Annotated in this window: 18 protein-coding genes; 15 read left to right on the plus strand and 3 right to left on the minus strand. The window is 70.0% G+C overall.

Annotation, left to right across the window (positions count from 1 at the left end):
• Window positions 1-45: 45 nt before the first annotated feature.
• Entirely contained in the window at window positions 46-1,053 is a 1,008-nt protein-coding gene (locus ABZ345_RS18795; RefSeq protein WP_359849813.1) for a PQQ-dependent sugar dehydrogenase, read from the minus strand.
• A gap of 269 nt (window positions 1,054-1,322) precedes the next feature.
• Between ABZ345_RS18795 and pqqA the strand changes: the two genes are divergently transcribed.
• The 15 genes from pqqA (at window position 1,323) to ABZ345_RS18870 (ending at window position 14,509) form a co-directional block, all read left to right on the plus strand.
• Window positions 1,323-1,445, plus strand: coding sequence for a pyrroloquinoline quinone precursor peptide PqqA (gene pqqA, locus ABZ345_RS18800; RefSeq protein ID WP_112270711.1), 123 nt, complete (start codon window positions 1,323-1,325; stop codon window positions 1,443-1,445).
• Between the two features lie 93 nt (window positions 1,446-1,538).
• Window positions 1,539-2,234, plus strand: coding sequence for a pyrroloquinoline-quinone synthase PqqC (gene pqqC, locus ABZ345_RS18805; RefSeq protein ID WP_359849816.1), 696 nt, complete (start codon window positions 1,539-1,541; stop codon window positions 2,232-2,234).
• Window positions 2,231-2,509, plus strand: coding sequence for a pyrroloquinoline quinone biosynthesis peptide chaperone PqqD (pqqD, locus tag ABZ345_RS18810; protein WP_359849819.1), 279 nt, complete (start codon window positions 2,231-2,233; stop codon window positions 2,507-2,509). The genes pqqC and pqqD overlap by 4 nt, the downstream gene beginning before the upstream one ends.
• Window positions 2,502-3,581: a pyrroloquinoline quinone biosynthesis protein PqqE gene (gene pqqE / locus ABZ345_RS18815; RefSeq protein ID WP_359849822.1), complete on the plus strand. Its 1,080-nt coding sequence runs from the start codon at window positions 2,502-2,504 to the stop codon at window positions 3,579-3,581. The genes pqqD and pqqE overlap by 8 nt, the downstream gene beginning before the upstream one ends.
• Window positions 3,578-4,459 (plus strand): pyrroloquinoline quinone biosynthesis protein PqqB, encoded by an 882-nt coding sequence (gene pqqB, locus ABZ345_RS18820; RefSeq protein ID WP_359849825.1) that lies wholly within the window; start codon window positions 3,578-3,580, stop codon window positions 4,457-4,459. Before pqqE ends, pqqB begins: the two co-directional genes overlap by 4 nt.
• Window positions 4,460-4,602: 143 nt before the next feature.
• On the plus strand, window positions 4,603-5,427 hold the full coding sequence (locus ABZ345_RS18825; RefSeq protein WP_359849828.1) for a hypothetical protein: 825 nt from the start codon (window positions 4,603-4,605) through the stop codon (window positions 5,425-5,427).
• A complete protein-coding gene (locus ABZ345_RS18830) occupies window positions 5,424-6,356 on the plus strand; it encodes a polysaccharide deacetylase family protein (protein ID WP_359849831.1) in 933 nt (310 codons plus the stop codon). Before ABZ345_RS18825 ends, ABZ345_RS18830 begins: the two co-directional genes overlap by 4 nt.
• Window positions 6,353-7,519 carry an O-antigen ligase family protein gene (locus ABZ345_RS18835; RefSeq protein ID WP_359849834.1) on the plus strand — a complete coding sequence of 389 codons (1,167 nt, stop codon included), beginning with the start codon at window positions 6,353-6,355 and terminating at the stop codon, window positions 7,517-7,519. Before ABZ345_RS18830 ends, ABZ345_RS18835 begins: the two co-directional genes overlap by 4 nt.
• A complete protein-coding gene (locus ABZ345_RS18840) occupies window positions 7,494-8,555 on the plus strand; it encodes a glycosyltransferase (RefSeq protein WP_359849837.1) in 1,062 nt (353 codons plus the stop codon). Before ABZ345_RS18835 ends, ABZ345_RS18840 begins: the two co-directional genes overlap by 26 nt.
• Entirely contained in the window at window positions 8,552-9,421 is an 870-nt protein-coding gene (locus tag ABZ345_RS18845; RefSeq protein ID WP_359849840.1) for a hypothetical protein, read from the plus strand. Before ABZ345_RS18840 ends, ABZ345_RS18845 begins: the two co-directional genes overlap by 4 nt.
• A complete protein-coding gene (locus ABZ345_RS18850) occupies window positions 9,418-9,564 on the plus strand; it encodes a hypothetical protein (RefSeq protein ID WP_359849843.1) in 147 nt (48 codons plus the stop codon). Before ABZ345_RS18845 ends, ABZ345_RS18850 begins: the two co-directional genes overlap by 4 nt.
• Before the next feature lie 169 nt (window positions 9,565-9,733).
• A complete protein-coding gene (locus tag ABZ345_RS18855; RefSeq protein WP_359849846.1) occupies window positions 9,734-10,975 on the plus strand; it encodes a glycosyltransferase family 87 protein in 1,242 nt (413 codons plus the stop codon).
• Window positions 10,972-12,378 carry an oligosaccharide flippase family protein gene (locus ABZ345_RS18860; RefSeq protein WP_359849849.1) on the plus strand — a complete coding sequence of 469 codons (1,407 nt, stop codon included), beginning with the start codon at window positions 10,972-10,974 and terminating at the stop codon, window positions 12,376-12,378. Before ABZ345_RS18855 ends, ABZ345_RS18860 begins: the two co-directional genes overlap by 4 nt.
• The gene (locus ABZ345_RS18865) at window positions 12,375-13,448 is read left to right on the plus strand and encodes a glycosyltransferase (protein ID WP_359849852.1); all 1,074 of its coding nucleotides are present in this window, start codon (window positions 12,375-12,377) and stop codon (window positions 13,446-13,448) included. Before ABZ345_RS18860 ends, ABZ345_RS18865 begins: the two co-directional genes overlap by 4 nt.
• Window positions 13,445-14,509 carry a glycosyltransferase family 4 protein gene (locus ABZ345_RS18870; protein ID WP_359849855.1) on the plus strand — a complete coding sequence of 355 codons (1,065 nt, stop codon included), beginning with the start codon at window positions 13,445-13,447 and terminating at the stop codon, window positions 14,507-14,509. The genes ABZ345_RS18865 and ABZ345_RS18870 overlap by 4 nt, the downstream gene beginning before the upstream one ends.
• Here ABZ345_RS18870 and ABZ345_RS18875 read toward each other — a convergent pair.
• Both ABZ345_RS18875 and ABZ345_RS18880 read right to left on the minus strand, forming a co-directional pair.
• Complete coding sequence (locus ABZ345_RS18875) at window positions 14,454-15,890, minus strand: putative glycoside hydrolase family 15 protein (protein WP_359849857.1); 1,437 nt, start codon at window positions 15,888-15,890, stop codon at window positions 14,454-14,456. The genes ABZ345_RS18870 and ABZ345_RS18875 overlap by 56 nt on opposite strands.
• Complete coding sequence (locus tag ABZ345_RS18880; protein ID WP_359849860.1) at window positions 15,869-17,311, minus strand: exopolysaccharide biosynthesis polyprenyl glycosylphosphotransferase; 1,443 nt, start codon at window positions 17,309-17,311, stop codon at window positions 15,869-15,871. The genes ABZ345_RS18875 and ABZ345_RS18880 overlap by 22 nt, the downstream gene beginning before the upstream one ends.
• Window positions 17,312-17,392 lie beyond the last annotated feature (81 nt).

Here is a 17,392-nt window from a genome sequence, read left to right on the forward strand (position 1 = left end):
GGCGAGGGACGTTCTCAACTACCTCGGGTAGCCGAGTCTTCGTGGTCAGCTGCCGTCGGCGATGTGGATGCCGCCGGGCGTGATCACCCAGAGTGAGCCGTCGGGACCCGCGACCTCGTCGCGCGTGCGGCCGAGGTTGGTGTAGATCTTGCCGCCGTTGCCGTTGGTGTCGATCTTGTACGTGCCGCCCTTGAGGGAGGCCATGTACAGCGTGCCCTTGAAGTTCGTGAGGCCCGACGGCGTGGCGGACGAGGTCGGCCACTGCTTGACCGGGTTGGTCATGCCCGCGGTGTTGCAGGAGCCCTCGCACTTCGGCCAGCCGTAGTTCTTGCCGGCCTCGATCTTGTTGAGCTCGTCGACCTTGCTGGCGCCGATGTCGGAGACGTAGAGCTGGCTTCCGACCCAGGTCAGGCCCTGCACGTTGCGGTGGCCGTAGGAGTAGACGAGCGAGTTGAACGGGTTGCCCGGCGCCGCCTTGCCGTCCTTGGTCATGCGCAGGACCTTGCCGCCCAGGGAGTTCTTGTTCTGCGCGTTGTCGCCGTTCTGGCCGTCACCGGTACCGGCGTAGAGGAAGCCGTCGGGGCCGAACTTGATGCGGCCGCCGTGGTGGAACTGGTCGCCGCGCGGAATTCCGGTGACGATGGGCTTCGGCGCGCTGTCGCCGATCTTCCACGTGCCGATCCGGTTGTCGCTTCCGGTGGTGTAGTAGAGGAAGAGCGTCTTGTCCGCGGCGTACGAGGGCGACACCGCGATGCCGAGCAGACCCGCCTCCTTGGTCACCGAGACGCCGGGGATGTCCCCGACCTTGGTGACCTTGCCGTCCTTGGTGATCGTGGAGACGGTCTTGGCGTCCTTCTGCGTGAAGATGCCGGTGCCGTCCGGCAGGAAGTCGATGCTCCAGGCCTGCTTGAGGCCGGTGGCGATGGTTTTCACGGCCATCGTGCCGACTCCATCGCTCTCTGCGCCGCTCTCGGCCGCGGACGCCAGCGTGCCGCTGGACAGTCCGACCGCAAGTGCGAGGACGCCGACGTAAGCACTTCGACGAGCACCCATTGTGCTGACCCCTCAACTTTCGCGTCGTGCGGCGACGGCGAGCCCGAATCGGAAGTTTCGGACTGGGGGCCTCTCGATACAACCACGGTGTGTAGTCGAGGGTGCATCCGCCAACCGGGTCACCCCTCCGATGACTTTAGGTAACTTTATGTACGGTCTAGACCTTGACGGCCTGGAAGACATAACGTGTGGTTCGCCGCCGCGCCCCACGGAAGTGCCGCGCGCCCAGTCGTTTGGGCTCGCAGGCTCAAGACCCGAGGAGTTGCGCCATGAACGTTGTCGTCACCGCTACCGAGCAGAAGCTTCCCGAGGTCAAGCGCGAATGGGTCAAGCCCGACTTCCGCGACTTCGAGACGCCGATGGAGGTCACCGCCTACGCAGCTCGCAGCTGACGTTGGGCATCCGCCGGGGTTCCCGTCACACCACGGGAACCCCGGCACCACACGCCTCGCCGCGCGTCCCTGATGTCCGAGGAGTTTCCGCCAATGACTGCCGTGCCTCCCGAGGAGTTCGTCGCCGAGCTCCGCGCCCTCGCCCCCCGGTACTGGGACAGCCATCCGTTCCACCTGCGCATGCACGCGGGCCAGCTGAGCAAGCACGAGCTGCAGGCCTGGGCCGCGAACCGCTGGTACTACCAGCGTTGCATCGCGCAGAAGGACGCCGCGATCCTCTCCAACTGCCCGTTGCCGGAAATCCGCCGCCAGTGGCGTGAGCGGATCATCTGGCACGACGGCACGCAGCCGGGCGAGGGCGGCGCCGAGAACTGGATCCGCCTCGCGGAAGCCGTCGGGCTGACGCGGGAAGAGGTGCTCGACGAACGCCACGTGCTGCCCGGCACGAGGTTCGCGGTCGACGCCTACGTGAACTTCGCGCGCACGCAACCCTGGGTCGTCGGGATCGCGTCCGGTCTCACCGAGATGTTCTCGGGTGCGTTGATGCGCAAGCGTTTGGCGGCGCTGCGGGAGCAGTACCCGTGGATCGCCGAGGAGGGCTTCGCCTACTTCACCAACCGCATCCAGGCGGTCGCCGGCGAGGGACGGGCCACTTTGGACATCGTGGTCGAGCACTCGCTCACCCGCGAGCAGCAGCTGGCGGCGGTCGCCGCGCTGTCGTTCAAGTGCGACGTGCTGCGGGCCGTGCTGGACGCCGTCGACTACTACTCGGGCAAGGGCAAGCCGTGACGTCGGTCGTCGCGCTGGACGCCGTGCCGTACATCCGGCGCGGCGTGAAGTGCACCTACGACCAGATCCGCGAGTCGCACGTCGTGCTGTTCCCCGAGGGTGTTCTTGTTCTGAACGAGACCGCCGCTTCCGTTGTGGCACTTTGTGATGGCGTGAGGTCGGTCGGGGAGATCGCTTTGTCGTTGGGCGATGTGTACGCGGGTGTGGAGCCTGAGGACGTCGCCGAACTGGTGGCGCGTCTGGTCGAACGAAGGGTGGTGGACGTCGATGGCTGAGGCCCCCTTCGGCCTGCTGGCCGAGCTGACGCACCGATGCCCGTTGCAGTGCGGCTATTGCTCGAATCCTCTGGAGCTGGTGAAGCGCAACGCCGAGCTCGACACCGAGTCCTGGCGCCGGGTCTTTGACCAGGCGCGGGCGCTGGGAGCGTTGCAGATCCATCTTTCAGGCGGCGAACCGTTGCTGCGTCCGGACCTGCCCGAGCTGGTGGTGCACGCGAACAGCCTCGGCTGTTACGTCAACCTGGTCACGTCGGGAGTGGGTCTGTCCCGCGACCGGTTGCGGGACCTGGCTTCGCGCGGTGTCGACCACGTGCAGCTCTCCCTGCAGGACGCGACTCGTGAGGGCAACGACCGGATCGCGGGCATCAAGGCGTTCGACCGGAAGGTGGAGGCGGCGGCGTACATCCGTGAGGAAGGTCTGCCACTGACCGTCAACACCGTGCTGCACCGGCAGAACCTCGACAACATCGGCGGGATCATCGCGATGGCCGAGGAGATGGGCGCGGAACGGCTGGAGCTGGCCAACACCCAGTACTACGGCTGGGCTTTGCGCAACCGGGCGGTGCTGTTGCCGACCCGCGAGCAGCTTTCGGTGGCAGATCCGATCGTCGCGGCGGCGCAGGAACGGCTGCGCGGGCGGATGGAGATCGTCTACGTCATCGCCGACTACCACGAGGCCCATCCGAAGCCCTGCATGTACGGATGGGGCGCACGACAGCTGACCGTGGCACCGAACGGCGACGTGCTCCCCTGTCCGGCCGCCACGGTGATCTCGTCGCTGAAGATCGAGAACGTGCGGGACTCGTCTTTGCACGACATCTGGCACAACTCGTCGTCGTTCAACGCCTTCCGCGGCTTCGACTGGATGAAGGACCCGTGCCGCTCGTGCCCGCGCAAGGAGATCGACTTCGGCGGGTGCCGGTGCCAGGCGTTCCAGCTCACCGGGGACGCCGCGAACACCGACCCGGTCTGCTCGCTGTCGCCTGAACGGTCCACCGTGGACCTCATCCTGGAGACCGAGATGACGCCCGCGGAGGTTCCCGCGATGGCCATGAGGAAGATGTCTTGAAGGCGGTTCTGCTCGGTACGACGGCTGGTGGTGGATTCCCGCAGTGGAACTGCGCGTGCGCGCTGTGCGTGCGCGCTCGTTCCGGCGACCTGGAGTCGCGTGCGCAGGACTGCCTGGCGATCAGCGGCAACGGCACGGACTGGTGGCTCGTCAACGTGTCGCCGGACATCCGCACGCAGATCGCGGCCTGCTCGCTGCTGAACCCCGGGCCCGGGCCGCGCGAGACACCGTTGCGCGGAGCCCTGTTCACCGACGCCGAGCTGGACCACACGCTGGGGCTGCTGACGTTGCGCGGTGGTGCCGGGTTGACGGTGTGGGCGCCGGGGCCGGTGCTGCACGCGTTGAAGGACCAGTTCGACCTGCGCACGGTGATCGACGGCTATGCGCCCGTGGCGTGGCGGCAGGTCGAGGCGGACCAGGCGTTCGACATCGGCGGGCTGCAGGTTTCCGCGATCCCGATCAGCGCCAAGCGGCCGAAGTACGCCCGTTCGTCCACTGTGGATGGTCACTGGGTGATCGCGTACCGGTTCTTCGACCCGGTTTCCGGCGGCGTGCTGGTCTACGCGCCGTGCCTGGCGTCGTGGCCTCCTGGGTTCGACGAGGTGGTGGCCGGGGCCGACTGCCTGCTGCTCGACGGCACGTTCTACGCGGCGTCCGAGATGGGTTCGGCGACCGGCAGCTCGTCCGGCCAGGCCGCGATGGGCCACCTGCCGATCACGCACAGCCTGCCCGAACTGCGGAGGTTCCCCGCCGTCCGGCGCATCTACACACACCTCAACAACACGAATCCTGTGCTCGACCCGGAGTCTCCCGAAGCGGCGAAGCTGCGCGAAGCCGGCGTCGAGGTGCCACTGGACGGCACCGTGATCGAACTCTGATTCGTCACCCTTTCGAGTAAATTTCTCCATCTTTAGAGCGAATACCAGGTCCGCAATTGTGGCAATGAGTTGTTGATATCCCTCTAATGGGGATCGTCCTCGCGGCTCCGTATTCTTCGGGGCCTTGACGAGGGAGGTCCTGCGTGTCCGGATACCTTGAGCTCGTTATCTCCACCACGCTGTACGGCCTGGGCATCGTGGCCCAGACCGTCGCGGCGCAACGGGCGGACCGACGGCCGGGAACCGGGATGGGACTTCTGGCCCGGCTGGCCAAGGACCGCCTTTACCTGCTCGGTTTCGCGGGCCAGGTGGGTGGATTCGGGTTCGCTTTTCTCGCCCGCGCCGAACTGCCGCTCTACCTGGTGCAGGCGGGCTCTTCGTGTGCCGTCGGACTGGCCACGGCGTTCGGTCTGCTGGTGCTGAAGTGGCGCGTGCGGCCGGTGGAGATCGCGGTGCTGATCATGATGGCGGCCGGGCTCGTCCTGCTGGTCACGGCGTCGGAGTCGTCGGTCGCGAAGGACATCCCGACGGTGCCGGGCCTGGTCCTGCTCGGGTTGCCGCTGCTCGGCGTCGTGTTCGGCTCACGGGCGCTGCAGGGCGCGAACGCCGTGATCATCTCGGTGCTCGCCGGAACGGCGTTCGCCGTGGTGGCGATCATCGGCCGGGCGGTCGCCGCCGAGCCCGTGCTCGACCTGCTGCTGAACCCGTTGATGTGGCTGCTGGTCGTGGCGGCGCTGATCGGCCAGTCGCGGCTCGCGGTGGCGTTGCAGCGCGGCACGGCCACGTCGTCCGTGGCGGCGATGGACGCGACGACCGTGGTGCTGACCTCGGTCGTCGGCATCGGGATGCTCGGTGACCGGATCACGCCGGGCTGGGAGTGGGCCGTCGGGTTCGGGATGACGCTCGTCGTCGCCGGGGTGCTGACGCTGGGCGCGCCGAGCCGCGTCACCGCCGGAGTGGCCGGGTGAGAACCGCGAGCGTCTCGCTGGACCTGGACAACCTGTGGGCCTACCTCAAGACCCACGGCGACCCGAACTGGGAGAACAGGCCGAGCTTCCTCGCCACGGCCGTGCCGCGGCTGCTGGACGTCTTCGGCGAACATCGGCTCACCACAACGGTGTTCGTGGTCGGGGCGGACGCCGAACGTGACGACGGGGCGCAGGCCGTCCGCGACGTCGTCGAGGCTGGACACGAGGTGGCGAACCACTCGTGGGGCCACGAACCCTGGCTGCACCGGTACTCCCGGCGCGAGCTGGAAGCGGAGATCGTCAGGGCTGAGGACGCGCTTGTCGCCGCGGGGGCGCCCCGGCCGGTCGGGTTCCGCGGTCCGGGCTACAGCGTCACCCCGGAACTGCTCTCGGTTCTCGCTTCCCGCGGCTACCGCTACGACGCGAGCACGCTGCCGACGTGGATCGGCCCGCTGGCCCGCGCGTACCACAACCGCACCGCGCCGCAGGGTGCCGCCGAGGACCTCTTCGGCGGGTTCGGCAAGGTGCTCACGCCGAACAAGCCGTTCCGCTGGCACGGCACCGGTCTGGTCGAGCTGCCGGTGACCACCATGCCGTTGACGCGGGTCCCGATCCACGGCGCGTACCTGTTGCAGCTGCACCAGATCTCGCCGCGGCTGGCACGTGGCTACTTCCGCGCCGCGCTGCGCCTGTGCCTGGCGACCGGCACGGCACCGTCGTTGCTGCTGCACCCGACCGACGTGCTGAGCGGGGCCGAGGCGCCGGGGATGGAGTTCTTCCCCGGCATGGCGGTACCGGGTGCGCAGAAGGTGGCGCTGCTCGGCTGGGTGCTTTCGGTGCTGCGGCGGCATTTCGACGTCGTCGGCACCGGTGCGCACGTCGACCGGCTTCCGCTGCTCCGGAAGCGCCGGACGGAGCTGTGCGGATGACGTTGCTGCTGCGCGTGCTGGCGTGTGCGACGGTCCTGCTGGCTCCGCTGGAGGGTTATCTGCAGGTGGTGCACCCGCACCTCTCCAAGGTGGCTCCGGGGCTGCTGATCGTGTCGTGGGTCGTGCAACGCGTGCGTGAGCGCCGGCTGCCCGCCGCACATCCGCTGCACGCGTTGCTGGCCGTCTTCGGCGTGGTGCTGCTGGTGTCGTCGGCCGTGCACGCCGGTGACCCGTTCACGACGGACTACGTCCAGCGGTTCCTGCCGTTCCTGGTGATCACCGGCGTGCTGGCCGACGTCGTGGCGCGGGAGGTGCCGGTGCGGACGGTGCTCGCGGCCGCGCTCGGCGGTGCCGGGCTCGCGGCACTGGGTGCGTTGTACAGCCTGGTCTTCGAAGGCGCGCCACGAGCGACCGGTCCGCTCGAGGACCCGAACGACCTCGCCTTCTTCCTGGTGGCGGCACTGCCGTTGCTGATCGCGCTGCCGGGGAGGAAGTTCCTGCTGCCGGTCGCGGCGGTGCTGGCGGCGGGTGCGGCGGCGACGTTCTCCCGCGGCGGTGGACTCGCGCTGGCCGCCGCGACGTTGTGGCTCGTGGCCCGTCGTGCCGTGTCGATGCGCGCGGTGGCGGTGGCGGTGGGCGGGATCGTGGTCATCGGCCTTGGCGCCGTGGTGTTCGCGGGCACGGTGCTGGAGCGGGCGTTCGCGGAGAAGACGTACATCGCCGCGACCAATGTGGACACTCGCGAGATGCGCTGGCAGGCCGCTGCCAGGATGCTGGCCTCGAATCCCGTGCTCGGGGTGGGCCCCGGCGGCTTTCGCAGCTCCTACGCCGCCGCCTCGCACAACGCCGAGATCGACGAACAGCAGCCGGTGGCGCACAACATCTACCTGGAGATCGGTGCCGAGCTCGGCCTGCCCGGTCTCGCCTGTTTTCTCGGCGCGATCGCGATGGCGTTCGTGGCATCGGAACGCGTGCTGCGCGTGAGCTGGAACCTGCGGCCGATGCTCGCCGTCCAGGCCGCGCTGATCGCCGCGCTGGTCGCGTCGACCTTCCTGTCCGAGCAGTACTACCTGCCGATCTGGTCGCTGGTCGCGGTGGCGATCGCGGCCGACCTGCGGCGTGAGGAGCGTGAGCGCGATGCGTGTGTTGCACGTCATCAGTGAGATGGGCGCCGGGGGTGCCGAAGCCGTCGTCGCGGGAATGGTGCGGTCCGGCGGTGACTTCGGCTGGGAGTCCGGTGTCGCGAGCGGGGGCGGGCATCGAGCCGAGGCCCTGCGCGCGCAGGGCTTCTCGACGTTCGACGTGCCGGTGGCGCGACGCAGGGCCGTCGGGGTGCTGCGGGCTGTCGGTGCCGCGCGGTCGGCAGTTCGGGCGTTCTCGCCGGACGTCGTGTTGGCGCACAACGTGTCCGCGAGCCTCGTGTCCCGGCTGGCGGCGCGGGGGCGGCCCGTCGTGACGGTGTTCCACGGCGTTTCCGAGGCGGATCTCAGTGGGGCGGCACGGGTTCTGCGGCGCACCTCGCGTGCGGTGGTGGCCGTCTCCGAGGCCAGCGCGGGCCGGTTGCGCGTGGGAGGCCTCGGCGTCGAGGTGATCCCGAACGCGGTGTTCGCGGAACCGCCGCGGGTGCCTCGGGCGGCGGTCCGCGGGGTGCTCGGCATCGGCCCCGACGTGCCGGTGGCGTTGTGCCCGGCCCGCCTCGAACCCCAGAAGCGGCACGACGTGCTGCTGGAGGCGTGGGCCGTGGTCGCGGGCGCCGTGCTGCTGCTGGCCGGTGACGGAAGCCTCCGCGCCTCGCTCGAGCTCCGCGCCGCGGAACTCGGGGTGGCGGAGCGCGTGCGGTTCCTCGGTACCCGGTGCGACGTCCCCGACCTGCTGGAGGCCTGCGACGTCATGGTGCTCACCAGCGACTGGGAGGGCATGCCGATCGCGGTGCTGGAGGCGCTCGCCGCCGGACGCCCGGTCGTGGCGTCCGATGTGGACGGTGTGCGCGAGGCACTGGCCGGTGGCGGCGGCGTGCTCGTGCCGCGCCGCTCGCCCGCGGCGACCGCTGCCGCGCTGGCGTCGTTCCTGTTCGACGCGCGTGCGTGTGCCGCGGCCGGTTCGGCGGGCCGGGCGGCCGTCGAGCGCGACCACGACCCGCACACGTTCATGAAGTCCTACGACGAACTGCTCCGAACCATTGTGGGAGAACGACGGTGAACAAGCGCAGGCTGCTGGAGGGAACGGCCGTGGCGCTGGTCGTCGCGGTGCTGGTGCTCGCGGTGACGTCACTGCGCGGCGAGCAGTACGAGAGCCGGGTGGCCGTGCTAGCCGTGCCCAACGCGCAGACCGACGCCGCCGCCCAGTACGGCGAGGTCGCGTCGCTGGCGATGCCGGCGATCGTCCAGCTGGTGCACAGCCCGACCGTGCTGGACGCCGCCGCACAGGCGTCGGGCAGCACCTCCCGTGAGATCGCGGCCGGAGTGGGCGTGGAGCTGGTGCCGGCGTCCGGCCTCGCCCGGTTGTCCGTGCGAGCGGGATCGAGTTCCGCGGCCTCATCCGCCGTGACCGCCGTAGCCAAGGCCGTGGCGGACGCGAACCTCCTGGCCCCCGCCGGCCGGCTGCGCGTGCTGGACGACCGCCCCGACACCATCCGCGTGGCCCCGGACTGGAAGCTGGCCGCGGGCCTGGCACTGGCCGCGGCCCTGGCGGCGGGCATCGCCACCGCCGCCGTGCGAACCCTGCGCAGGCCACGTTCCGGCGCGGCCGCCGTACGAGCCGCCGTCGCCGCGGCCGGTGTGCGCCACCCGGTGGCGCTGGTCCGCGAGGACGACCCGGGCATGCTCGACCGCCTGACCGCGCTGTGCGTCGCGGCGGCCCGTCCGGTGCGCGTGATCGCCGCCGACCACGGCCTCACCGCGCAGGCCGAGTCACTCGCGGGATCGTTGCCGGACAAGGCAGGCGAGCCCGGCGACGGCACAGCGGTGATCGCGGTCGCCGACGCCGTGGGCGAGCCGGGCGACCTGGCCGCGGCCCTCGCCGTGCTGCCGACGTCCGCGGTGCTCGTAGCGGTGGTGCTGACGTGACCGCCCCGCAGCAGGACGAGGAAGACGGCTTCGTCGACATCTCGGTCGTCCCGCCGACGCTCCTGGTGCAGGCGGCGGGTGGCGAGACCGGCGTCCGGACGCTCGCCGTCCCGCCCGACCTGCTCGCGGAGGCACTGGCGTGACCACCACGACCAGATCCCGCGCACTCGCAACCCCACCCGCCCGCGCTCCCGTTGCAGACGGCAGGCGGCCAGACCAGAGTCCACACGCACGCCGTCCCACACGACCTCCTCGCGTAGGCACAGGCGTGACCACCACGACGCCACCCGCCCTCACGGCGGAGGTGCCGGCGTGAGCACCACGACCAGGGCCACCAGCACCCGCACGCTCGCCACCATCGCGGTCGCCCTCGTCGGAGCGTTCAGCGCGGCAAGGGCGTTGCGGCCGGCGTGGGAGGTCCCGGCGCCGACCGAGGCCAACCTCGCCGAGGAGCGGCTGCAGGACTTCCGCGACGCGACGTACTTCCCGATCCGCGAGTTCCTGGCGGGCGGCAACCCGTACGACCCGGCGGCGATGTTCGAGCACTGGCCGGTGCGGCAGAACTTCAACCTCTACCAGCCGTATCACCTCGTGCTGCACCTGCCGTTCGCGCTGCCCGAGTACCGGATCGGCGCGATCGCCTTCACGCTGGCGTCCCTCGTGCTGCTGGGGCTGCTCGGGTTGCTGGCGGCACGGCAGGCGAAGCTGCCGCTCGTGCTGGGTACGGCGGTGATCGCGGCGCTGCTGGTGACCAGTCAGGTGGGCAAGGCGCAGCTGTACGTGGGGCAGGTCAACCCGTTGATCGCGGTGGGTGCGGCGGCGGCGTTGATGGCGCGGTCGAGTCATCCTCGGGTGGCGGCGCTCGGGCTGGCGGTGGCGTGGTTGAAGCCGCAGTTCGGACTGCCGTTGGCGGTTCTGCTGTTCGCTCGCGGGTCGCGCCGGGTCTCGTTCGGCGGCACGGCCATCGCGGCGCTCGCGAGCCTGCCCGTCATCGGTCTGCTGGTCTACCGGGGCGGCGGGGTCGGGGCATTCCTCGACGTGATCAAGGCGAACCTCGCGCACGCCAGCCACACGAGTTACGGAGCGGTCGACTCCCTGACCGCGCAACGGGTCGACCTGCCGGCCGTGTTCTTCCGGACGACGGACTGGCTGCCGCCGGGGGCCGAACTCGTGGCACTGCTGGGTGTCCTGGGTGCCACCGCGTACCTCGCGCGCAAGCTCGACCGCGGTGACGACGACAGCCGTTCGGTGGCGGACCTGATCACGTGCGTCGGCGCGGTCGTGGCACTGGTGCACCAGCCCGGCGACGTGCTGATCGCGGTGCCCGCCATGGCCGCGGTCGCGGTGATCTGCTGGCGACGCAGGCAAGAAAAGGCCTGGCAGCTCACCAGCGCGGCTCTGCTCGCCCTCACGGTTCCGTTCGTACACCTGTACTTCGTAAACGAAGCGATCATCGGACTGTTCGGCAGCCGGACCGACGTCACGGTGGACGGCGCGGCGATCGTCGTGGCCTGGGTGCTGCTGGTCGTCGTCGCCACCAGGAGACGCGCGTGACGAACCAGGTCGGCACGCGGGCGGTCCGGGGATCGTTGTGGCTCTTCGCGGTCAACGTGGTCAGCAAGGGCTGTCAGGTCGCGGTCACGCTGGTGCTCGCTGCGCTGCTCACCGAGGACGGCCTCGGTGCGGTGGCACTCGTCGTGTCACTGGTCAACATCGGCCAGGTCGTGCAGTCCGCCGGCGTCTACGACGTGATCAGCCGGACGAACCGGGACCCGCACCAACTCGCGGGCACGGTGCTCACCCTGAGCGCGGCGGGCGGCGCGGCACTGACCGCGGTGCTGCAGCTCGCCGCGGAACCACTCGCCGCCGCACTCGGGACACCGGCCACCCTGATCCGCATCGCCGCGCTCAGCCTGCCGTTCACCGCGATCGGCGGTGTGCAGATGGCGATGATGCACCGCGACCTGAACTTCCAGAAGCGCATGCTGCCGGACGCGGGCGGGATGGTGCTGGGCGCCGCGGTCACGATCACCCTGGCAGCACTGGGCTTCGGCCCACTCGCGATGGCCGTCGGACTGCTGTGCACCGCCGTCGCCCAGCCGTTGCTGGCGATTCCGGCGGGAGCACGAATCCTCCCGCGCTGGGACCGAGCCGCCGCGAAGGAAGCCCTGGGGTGGACGGCAGTGGTCGGCCCCGGAGCCCTCATCGCCACCCTGCTGATCAACGTCGACTACCTGACGATCGGGCACGTGCTCGGCCCGTCGGCCGTCGGTGTGTACTCGCTCGCGTTCCGGATCGCCTGGATGCCGTACATCCTCGTGGCCGTCGTGCTGGGCGGCGTGATGTTCCCGGTCTGCGCCGAGCTGGTCCGAAGTGGACAGACGGTGTCCGGGGCCCTGCTGAGGTTCACCAAGGCGACGCTGGTGATCACCGGCGGCCTGTACATCGTCACCGCACTGCTCGCGGACCGCGTGGTGCTGTTCGGCGCACGCTGGGCTCCCGCGGCGCCGGTGCTGGTCGCGTTGTGCGGCTACGGGCTCGGGCTCGGCCTGCTGCACACGTGGTACCAGGTCATCCGGGCCGCCGGTCACGCGCGCTGGTACCTCGCACTCGAAGTCACCCACCTGGTGGCGCTGCTGGGAGCTCTGGCGGTGACCACCCAGCACGGCGTGCTGGCCGTGGCGGTCGCCCAGGCCGTCATCGTCTGGCTGCTCGTCCCGCTCACCTGGTGGGTGCTCGTGCGGCACGGACTCGCCTTCCCGCCGGCAGAACTGGCCCGCACGGTGGCCGGGCTGCTCGCGGCCGGTGCGGGTTGCGTTCTGACATCCAAGGTCCTGCCCGCCTCAGGAGGAATCGCCGGCGCACTGCTCTGCGGCCTGGCGCTGCTCGGCGTGTACGTGGCCATCGTCCTTCCACTCAACCGCGAAGCCGTGCGGGAACTGCGAGGAAACCTGTGAAGGTCGTGCACGTGACGCAGCCGGTCGAGGCGGGCGTCGCGAAAGTCGTGCTGGACCTCGTGCTGGCACAACGGGCCGCCGGCTGGGACGTGCACGTGATCTGCCCGCCGGACGGCTGGCTGCCCGACCAACTGGACACGATCCACCCGTGGCGTGCGACCCGGTCTCCCGGACCGTCAGCGCTGCGAGAAACGCTGCGGCTGCGCAAGTTGCTGCGAGAACTGCGGCCGGACGTGGTGCACCTGCACAGCTCGAAGGCGGGGCTGATCGGCAGGCTGGCGGTGCGCGGCCGGACACCGACGATCTTCCAGCCGCATCTGTGGTCGTTCCGGCTGTCGGACGGGCTGTTGCGAGAGGCTTGTACCGCCTGGGAAGCCTTCGCCTCCCGGTGGACGCAGCAGCTGGTGTGCGTGAGCGACGACGAACTGGAATCCGGCCGCGCGGCAGGAGTGACCGCACCGGCAGAGGTCGTGTGCAACGGCGTCGACACCGCCCGTCTGCGTCCCTCGCATCGCATAGAAGCCCGGCAGCGGCTCGGACTCCCGGAACGGCCCACCGTGGTGTGCATCGGCAGAGTGACGCGGCAGAAGGGCCAGGACCTCCTGCTCGCCGCGTGGCCCGCGGTGCTCGCCGACGTGCCGGAAGCACAGCTCGTACTGGTCGGCGACGGTCCGATGAGGACGGTCTGGCAGGACGACCAGGAGTCCGTGCTGTGGTGGGGCCACAGCGACGACGCCGAAGCCTTCTACGCGGCGGCGGACGTCGTGGTGCTGCCATCACGCGCCGAGGGCATGGCCCTGGTACCGCTGGAAGCGATGGCCTGCGGACGTTCCGTCGTGGCGTTCGACGTGGACGGCGTGCGGCAGAGCCTCGGACCGGCAGGCGCCCTCGTACCGAAGGAAGACGTCGTCGCCCTAGGACAGGAACTCTCGGCGCGCCTGGCCTATCCGTCGCTGGCGGACCACGAAGGCCGCACCGGACGACGGCGCGCCGAGACGTTGTTCGACCGGGGCCGGATGACCGATCAGATCATCACGCTCGTCGAGAAGCTCGAGGGAGAAGCACGATGAGGGTCGCGTTCCTGCTCACCCAGGACCGGGCCGGGCCGGTCGACGTCACGGTCCGGCTCGCCGCCGCACTGCAGGCTTCCGGCGAGGCGGAGGTCAGGGTGTTCGGCCCGAAACCCGCCCGAGACGCGCACCTGGTCGAGCACGAGGAGATCTGCGTTCCTCGCAAGGGAGATCTGCGGGCGAGCCGTCAGGCACGCGCGGCGCTGCGGGCGTGGCGACCGGACGTGGTACACGCGCAGGACCGCCGCAGCGGACTCGTGTGTGCCGGGCTGGGCGACATCCCGGTCGTGCACACCTATCACGGCGTACCGGACGACGTGACCGAACCGTGGTTCCGCGGCGCCGCACGAGCACCCAGGCCGTCCACCTACACGATGACCGTGCTGGCCGCGGACGCTCTCGTCGCACGCAGGGCCGACCGCACCGTGGTGCCCGCGCCCGTGATGGGCAGGTTCCTCCGTGAGCGCTTGCGCGTGCCCGCACACCGGATCACGCACATCGACAACTGCGTCACGATGACCGACGCCGAGCCGCCGACCTGCCCGGTGCGCCGCCTGTTGTTCGCCGGACTTCTGGTGGAACGCAAGGGTTTGCCAATCCTGCTGGACGCACTGCACGGCGTGCTGCCCCGGGACGCGACGCTCACCGTGGCGGGCGACGGCCCGCTGCGCGCCAGGTGTGAGGAGCTCGCCGCGGGCCTGCCCGTCGAGTTCCTCGGCTTCCGCACCGACGTGCCCGAGCTGCTCAGCAAACACGACGCGCTGGTCCTGCCGTCCACGATGGAGCAGCAGCCGCTCGTGGTCGCCGAGGCCATGGCCGCCGGAAAGCCCGTGGTGGCAACGGACACCGGCGGCGTGGCGGACATGCTCGACGTGCCGGGCGCCGCACTCCGCCTCGCCTCGCCCGGCGACTCGGTCTCGCTGGCCAAGCAGCTGCGCGCGCTCTTCGCCGACCCGGACCCGTCCAGGACGGGCCGGCTGCTGGCCGCACGGGCCCGCGAGCGCTTCAGCTCGGAAGTGTGTGCTCAGCGGCACCTGGAGTTGTACCGGGGTCTGGACTGATCGAATCCTCGGCCGGATCCTCGCCCTGCTTCGGAGGAACCGGCGGCTTCGTGGTGGTCGTCGTCGGCACCGTCGGCGGCTTGACCGGTGGGGTCGTCGGACCGAACTTCGGCTTGACGAGCACCTTGGCGTCCGCCCCGGGCAGCTCGAACGGCACGGTCGGCGCCGCCCCGTTGATGTCGAGGAGACCGGTCGGCGGCGTCACCTGAACCGGCTTGCTCGTCGGGTTCACCACCACCCAGCCGTTGCTGAACTGGCGCGTCCACAACCCGTTGCTCAGCCGGTTCGCCGTCTCGACCGCCTCACCCAGCCCCGCCTCCTGGTACTGCGACCACGCGGGGTTCTTGTAGTCGGGCATCGCACCGTTCCAGCAGGTGTACGGACCGGCCAGCAGCGCCGCCGTGGCGTAACCGACGCGTTCCTCGCGCGGGCTGGCCGTGTGGGTGACCAGCAGCAGCCACGACTCGCCGAGCGCGGCCTGGGCGCGCAGTTCCTTCCACTCGTTGCCGCGGAACGTGAGCAGCTCACCGTTGCCGCCGTCGTCGCGCAGCCCGAAGTTCTCCTCCATCGCGCCGTCGTAGCGGGAGTGCGCGGTCCACCGGCCGGGCCGCAGGTGCGACTCGGACACGTTGGGCACCAGCATCTTCCCGGCCTTCTGCAGCCCGTCGCCCGCGATCTCGAGGAACGAGTCGAAGCCGTCGCGCAGCACACGATCGGTGGCGTCGACGTCCGCGGTGCCCTTGAGCACGGCCGGCGAGTAGAAGCTCATCGAGCTGAAGTCGTTGTCCGCCAGGACTCCGTCCCAGCCCTCGTGGACGACCTCCGCGACGACAGCGGCTGTCCACGCGCGTTGGTACGCCTCGGTCCACACGGCCATCTGCCAGTGCTTCTCGTAGCCCTGCCACTCGATCCGCTTGTCCGCGGTGTCGAGGGCGAACCACTCGGGGTGGGCCTTCTCCGTGGCGGCGTACCCGAGCCCGGTCGGCAGGTACGGCGCGTCGACGCCGTTGTCGACCGTCCCCGGATAGTTCCGGGTGCTGGAGAAGTCCTTGTACACCAGCACTTTCACCTTGGGGTTCAGCTGCCGCAGCCGACGCAGCGCCGCCGTCTCCCACGAGTTGAGCACCACGAGGTTGTAGTGCTCCGCGGCGAACCTGAGCTGCAACGAGGTCGGCTTCCCGCCGATGCCGTACCACCACGCGCACGGCGCGAGCGGTTTCGGCTGCGGGCCGCTGACGATCGACGGGTCCGGCGGAGCGAGGCTGTCCTGCGCCGCCTTCTCCGAGACCGGCAGGAACGTGCACGCGGTCGCGGTGAACACCAGCAGTGCCACCAGGAACCGCGTGAGAACCCGACCTGTCAGCGATTCCTTCGGCAACACAGCTCACCCACAGTCAGCAGCACGATTTTGACGTCCAGCCACAGCGACCAATTTGCGATGTAGTAGTTGTCGTACCGAGATCTGTCCACGATCGAGGTGTCGCCTCTCAATCCGTGGACCTGGGCGAGCCCGGTCAATCCGGTGGGGACCCGATGGCGCGCCCAGTATAGTTCGTGGATCGCGGAGAACTGGCGAACGAAACCCGGCCTTTCCGGCCGCGGCCCGACAATGCACATGTCGCCGCGCAGCACGTTCCAGAGTTGCGGAAGCTCGTCGAGCGACGTCCTGCGCAGGAAAGCGCCGACCGGGCCGACCCGCGAGTCGCCGACCACCGACCACCGGACGTCCGAGTCGTCCACGCCGGTCTGCCGGACGCTGCGCAGCTTCAGGATCACGAACTTGCGGTCGTCCATGCCGACGCGCACCTGCCGGAAGATGATCGGCCGGCCGCTCTCGACCAGCACCGCCAGCGCGCACACCGCGATCACCGGCGCCAGCACGAGCAACGCCAGCGCCGCGAGCGAGCGCTCGAGCAGGCGCTTGATCCACCACGTCGGCCTGCTGGTGGGCGCGGTGCTCAGGCGCAGCAACGGGTAGCTGCGCAGCCGTTCGACGTCGGGCCCGTCCTGGTGCAGCTCGAACATCCTCGGCACGACGAGCGTCGAACAGCCGAGCCGGTGCGCGGTGACGGCCGCGTCGACCAGCGGTGAGTCGACGGCGTGCGAGAACGCGATCACCACGGTGCCGACGCCGAGCCGGTCGATGGCCGTGGCCAGGTCCTCGCGCAGCAGGGCGACCGGCAGCTTCCGGTCGCCGGGCGGGTCGGCGTCGATGAACCCGACCGGGCGCAGGCCGTACTCGGGGTGGTTCAGCATGACCTCGGCGAGGTCGGTACCCACCTTTCCGGCGCCGATCACGATGGTCCGGTCGCAGCGGTCGAACCGGCGACGGCACCACCTGCCGAACGCGAACACCGCCAGCCTGCCCGGTTCGCCCACGACGGTGAAGACGACGACAGCCGTCTTGAGCTGCAGCAACACCTCCGGCTCCCAGCCCGCGGCCAGCACCACTCCACTCACCGCGGCGAACGCGATCGCCGTCGTGGCGAGCGACCGCGGCAGGTCCTGCAGCCACGAGAGCATCAGGCGCCTTCGGTAGATCCGCCCGGACGCCCGGACGGCCAGCAGCGCGCCCGCGAGCACGAACGCCCACCCGGCTGTCACGCCGGCGTTGGTCGTCATCACGAGCAGTGCGAGCGCATCCACCAGGACGAGCAGCACTGCCACTCCGTTGACGCGGCCGAGCGCGCCGCGCGGACGCACGTCGTCACGCACGGGCACCATCGGCGCCGTCAACTCTCCGGCGAACCACTCTTCCAGGGGAAGACCCACACTCGACTCCGCCTCAGTGCTCTGTCTCATTCGAGATCACCCGATCGAGATCATCTGGGAGAAAAATGTTCCGAGAATGACGGCAGCGAGCCCCGTCGTCACTCGTTCGAG

The organism is Lentzea sp. NPDC005914 (assembly GCF_040629405.1).
GTDB lineage: Bacteria > Actinomycetota > Actinomycetes > Mycobacteriales > Pseudonocardiaceae > Lentzea.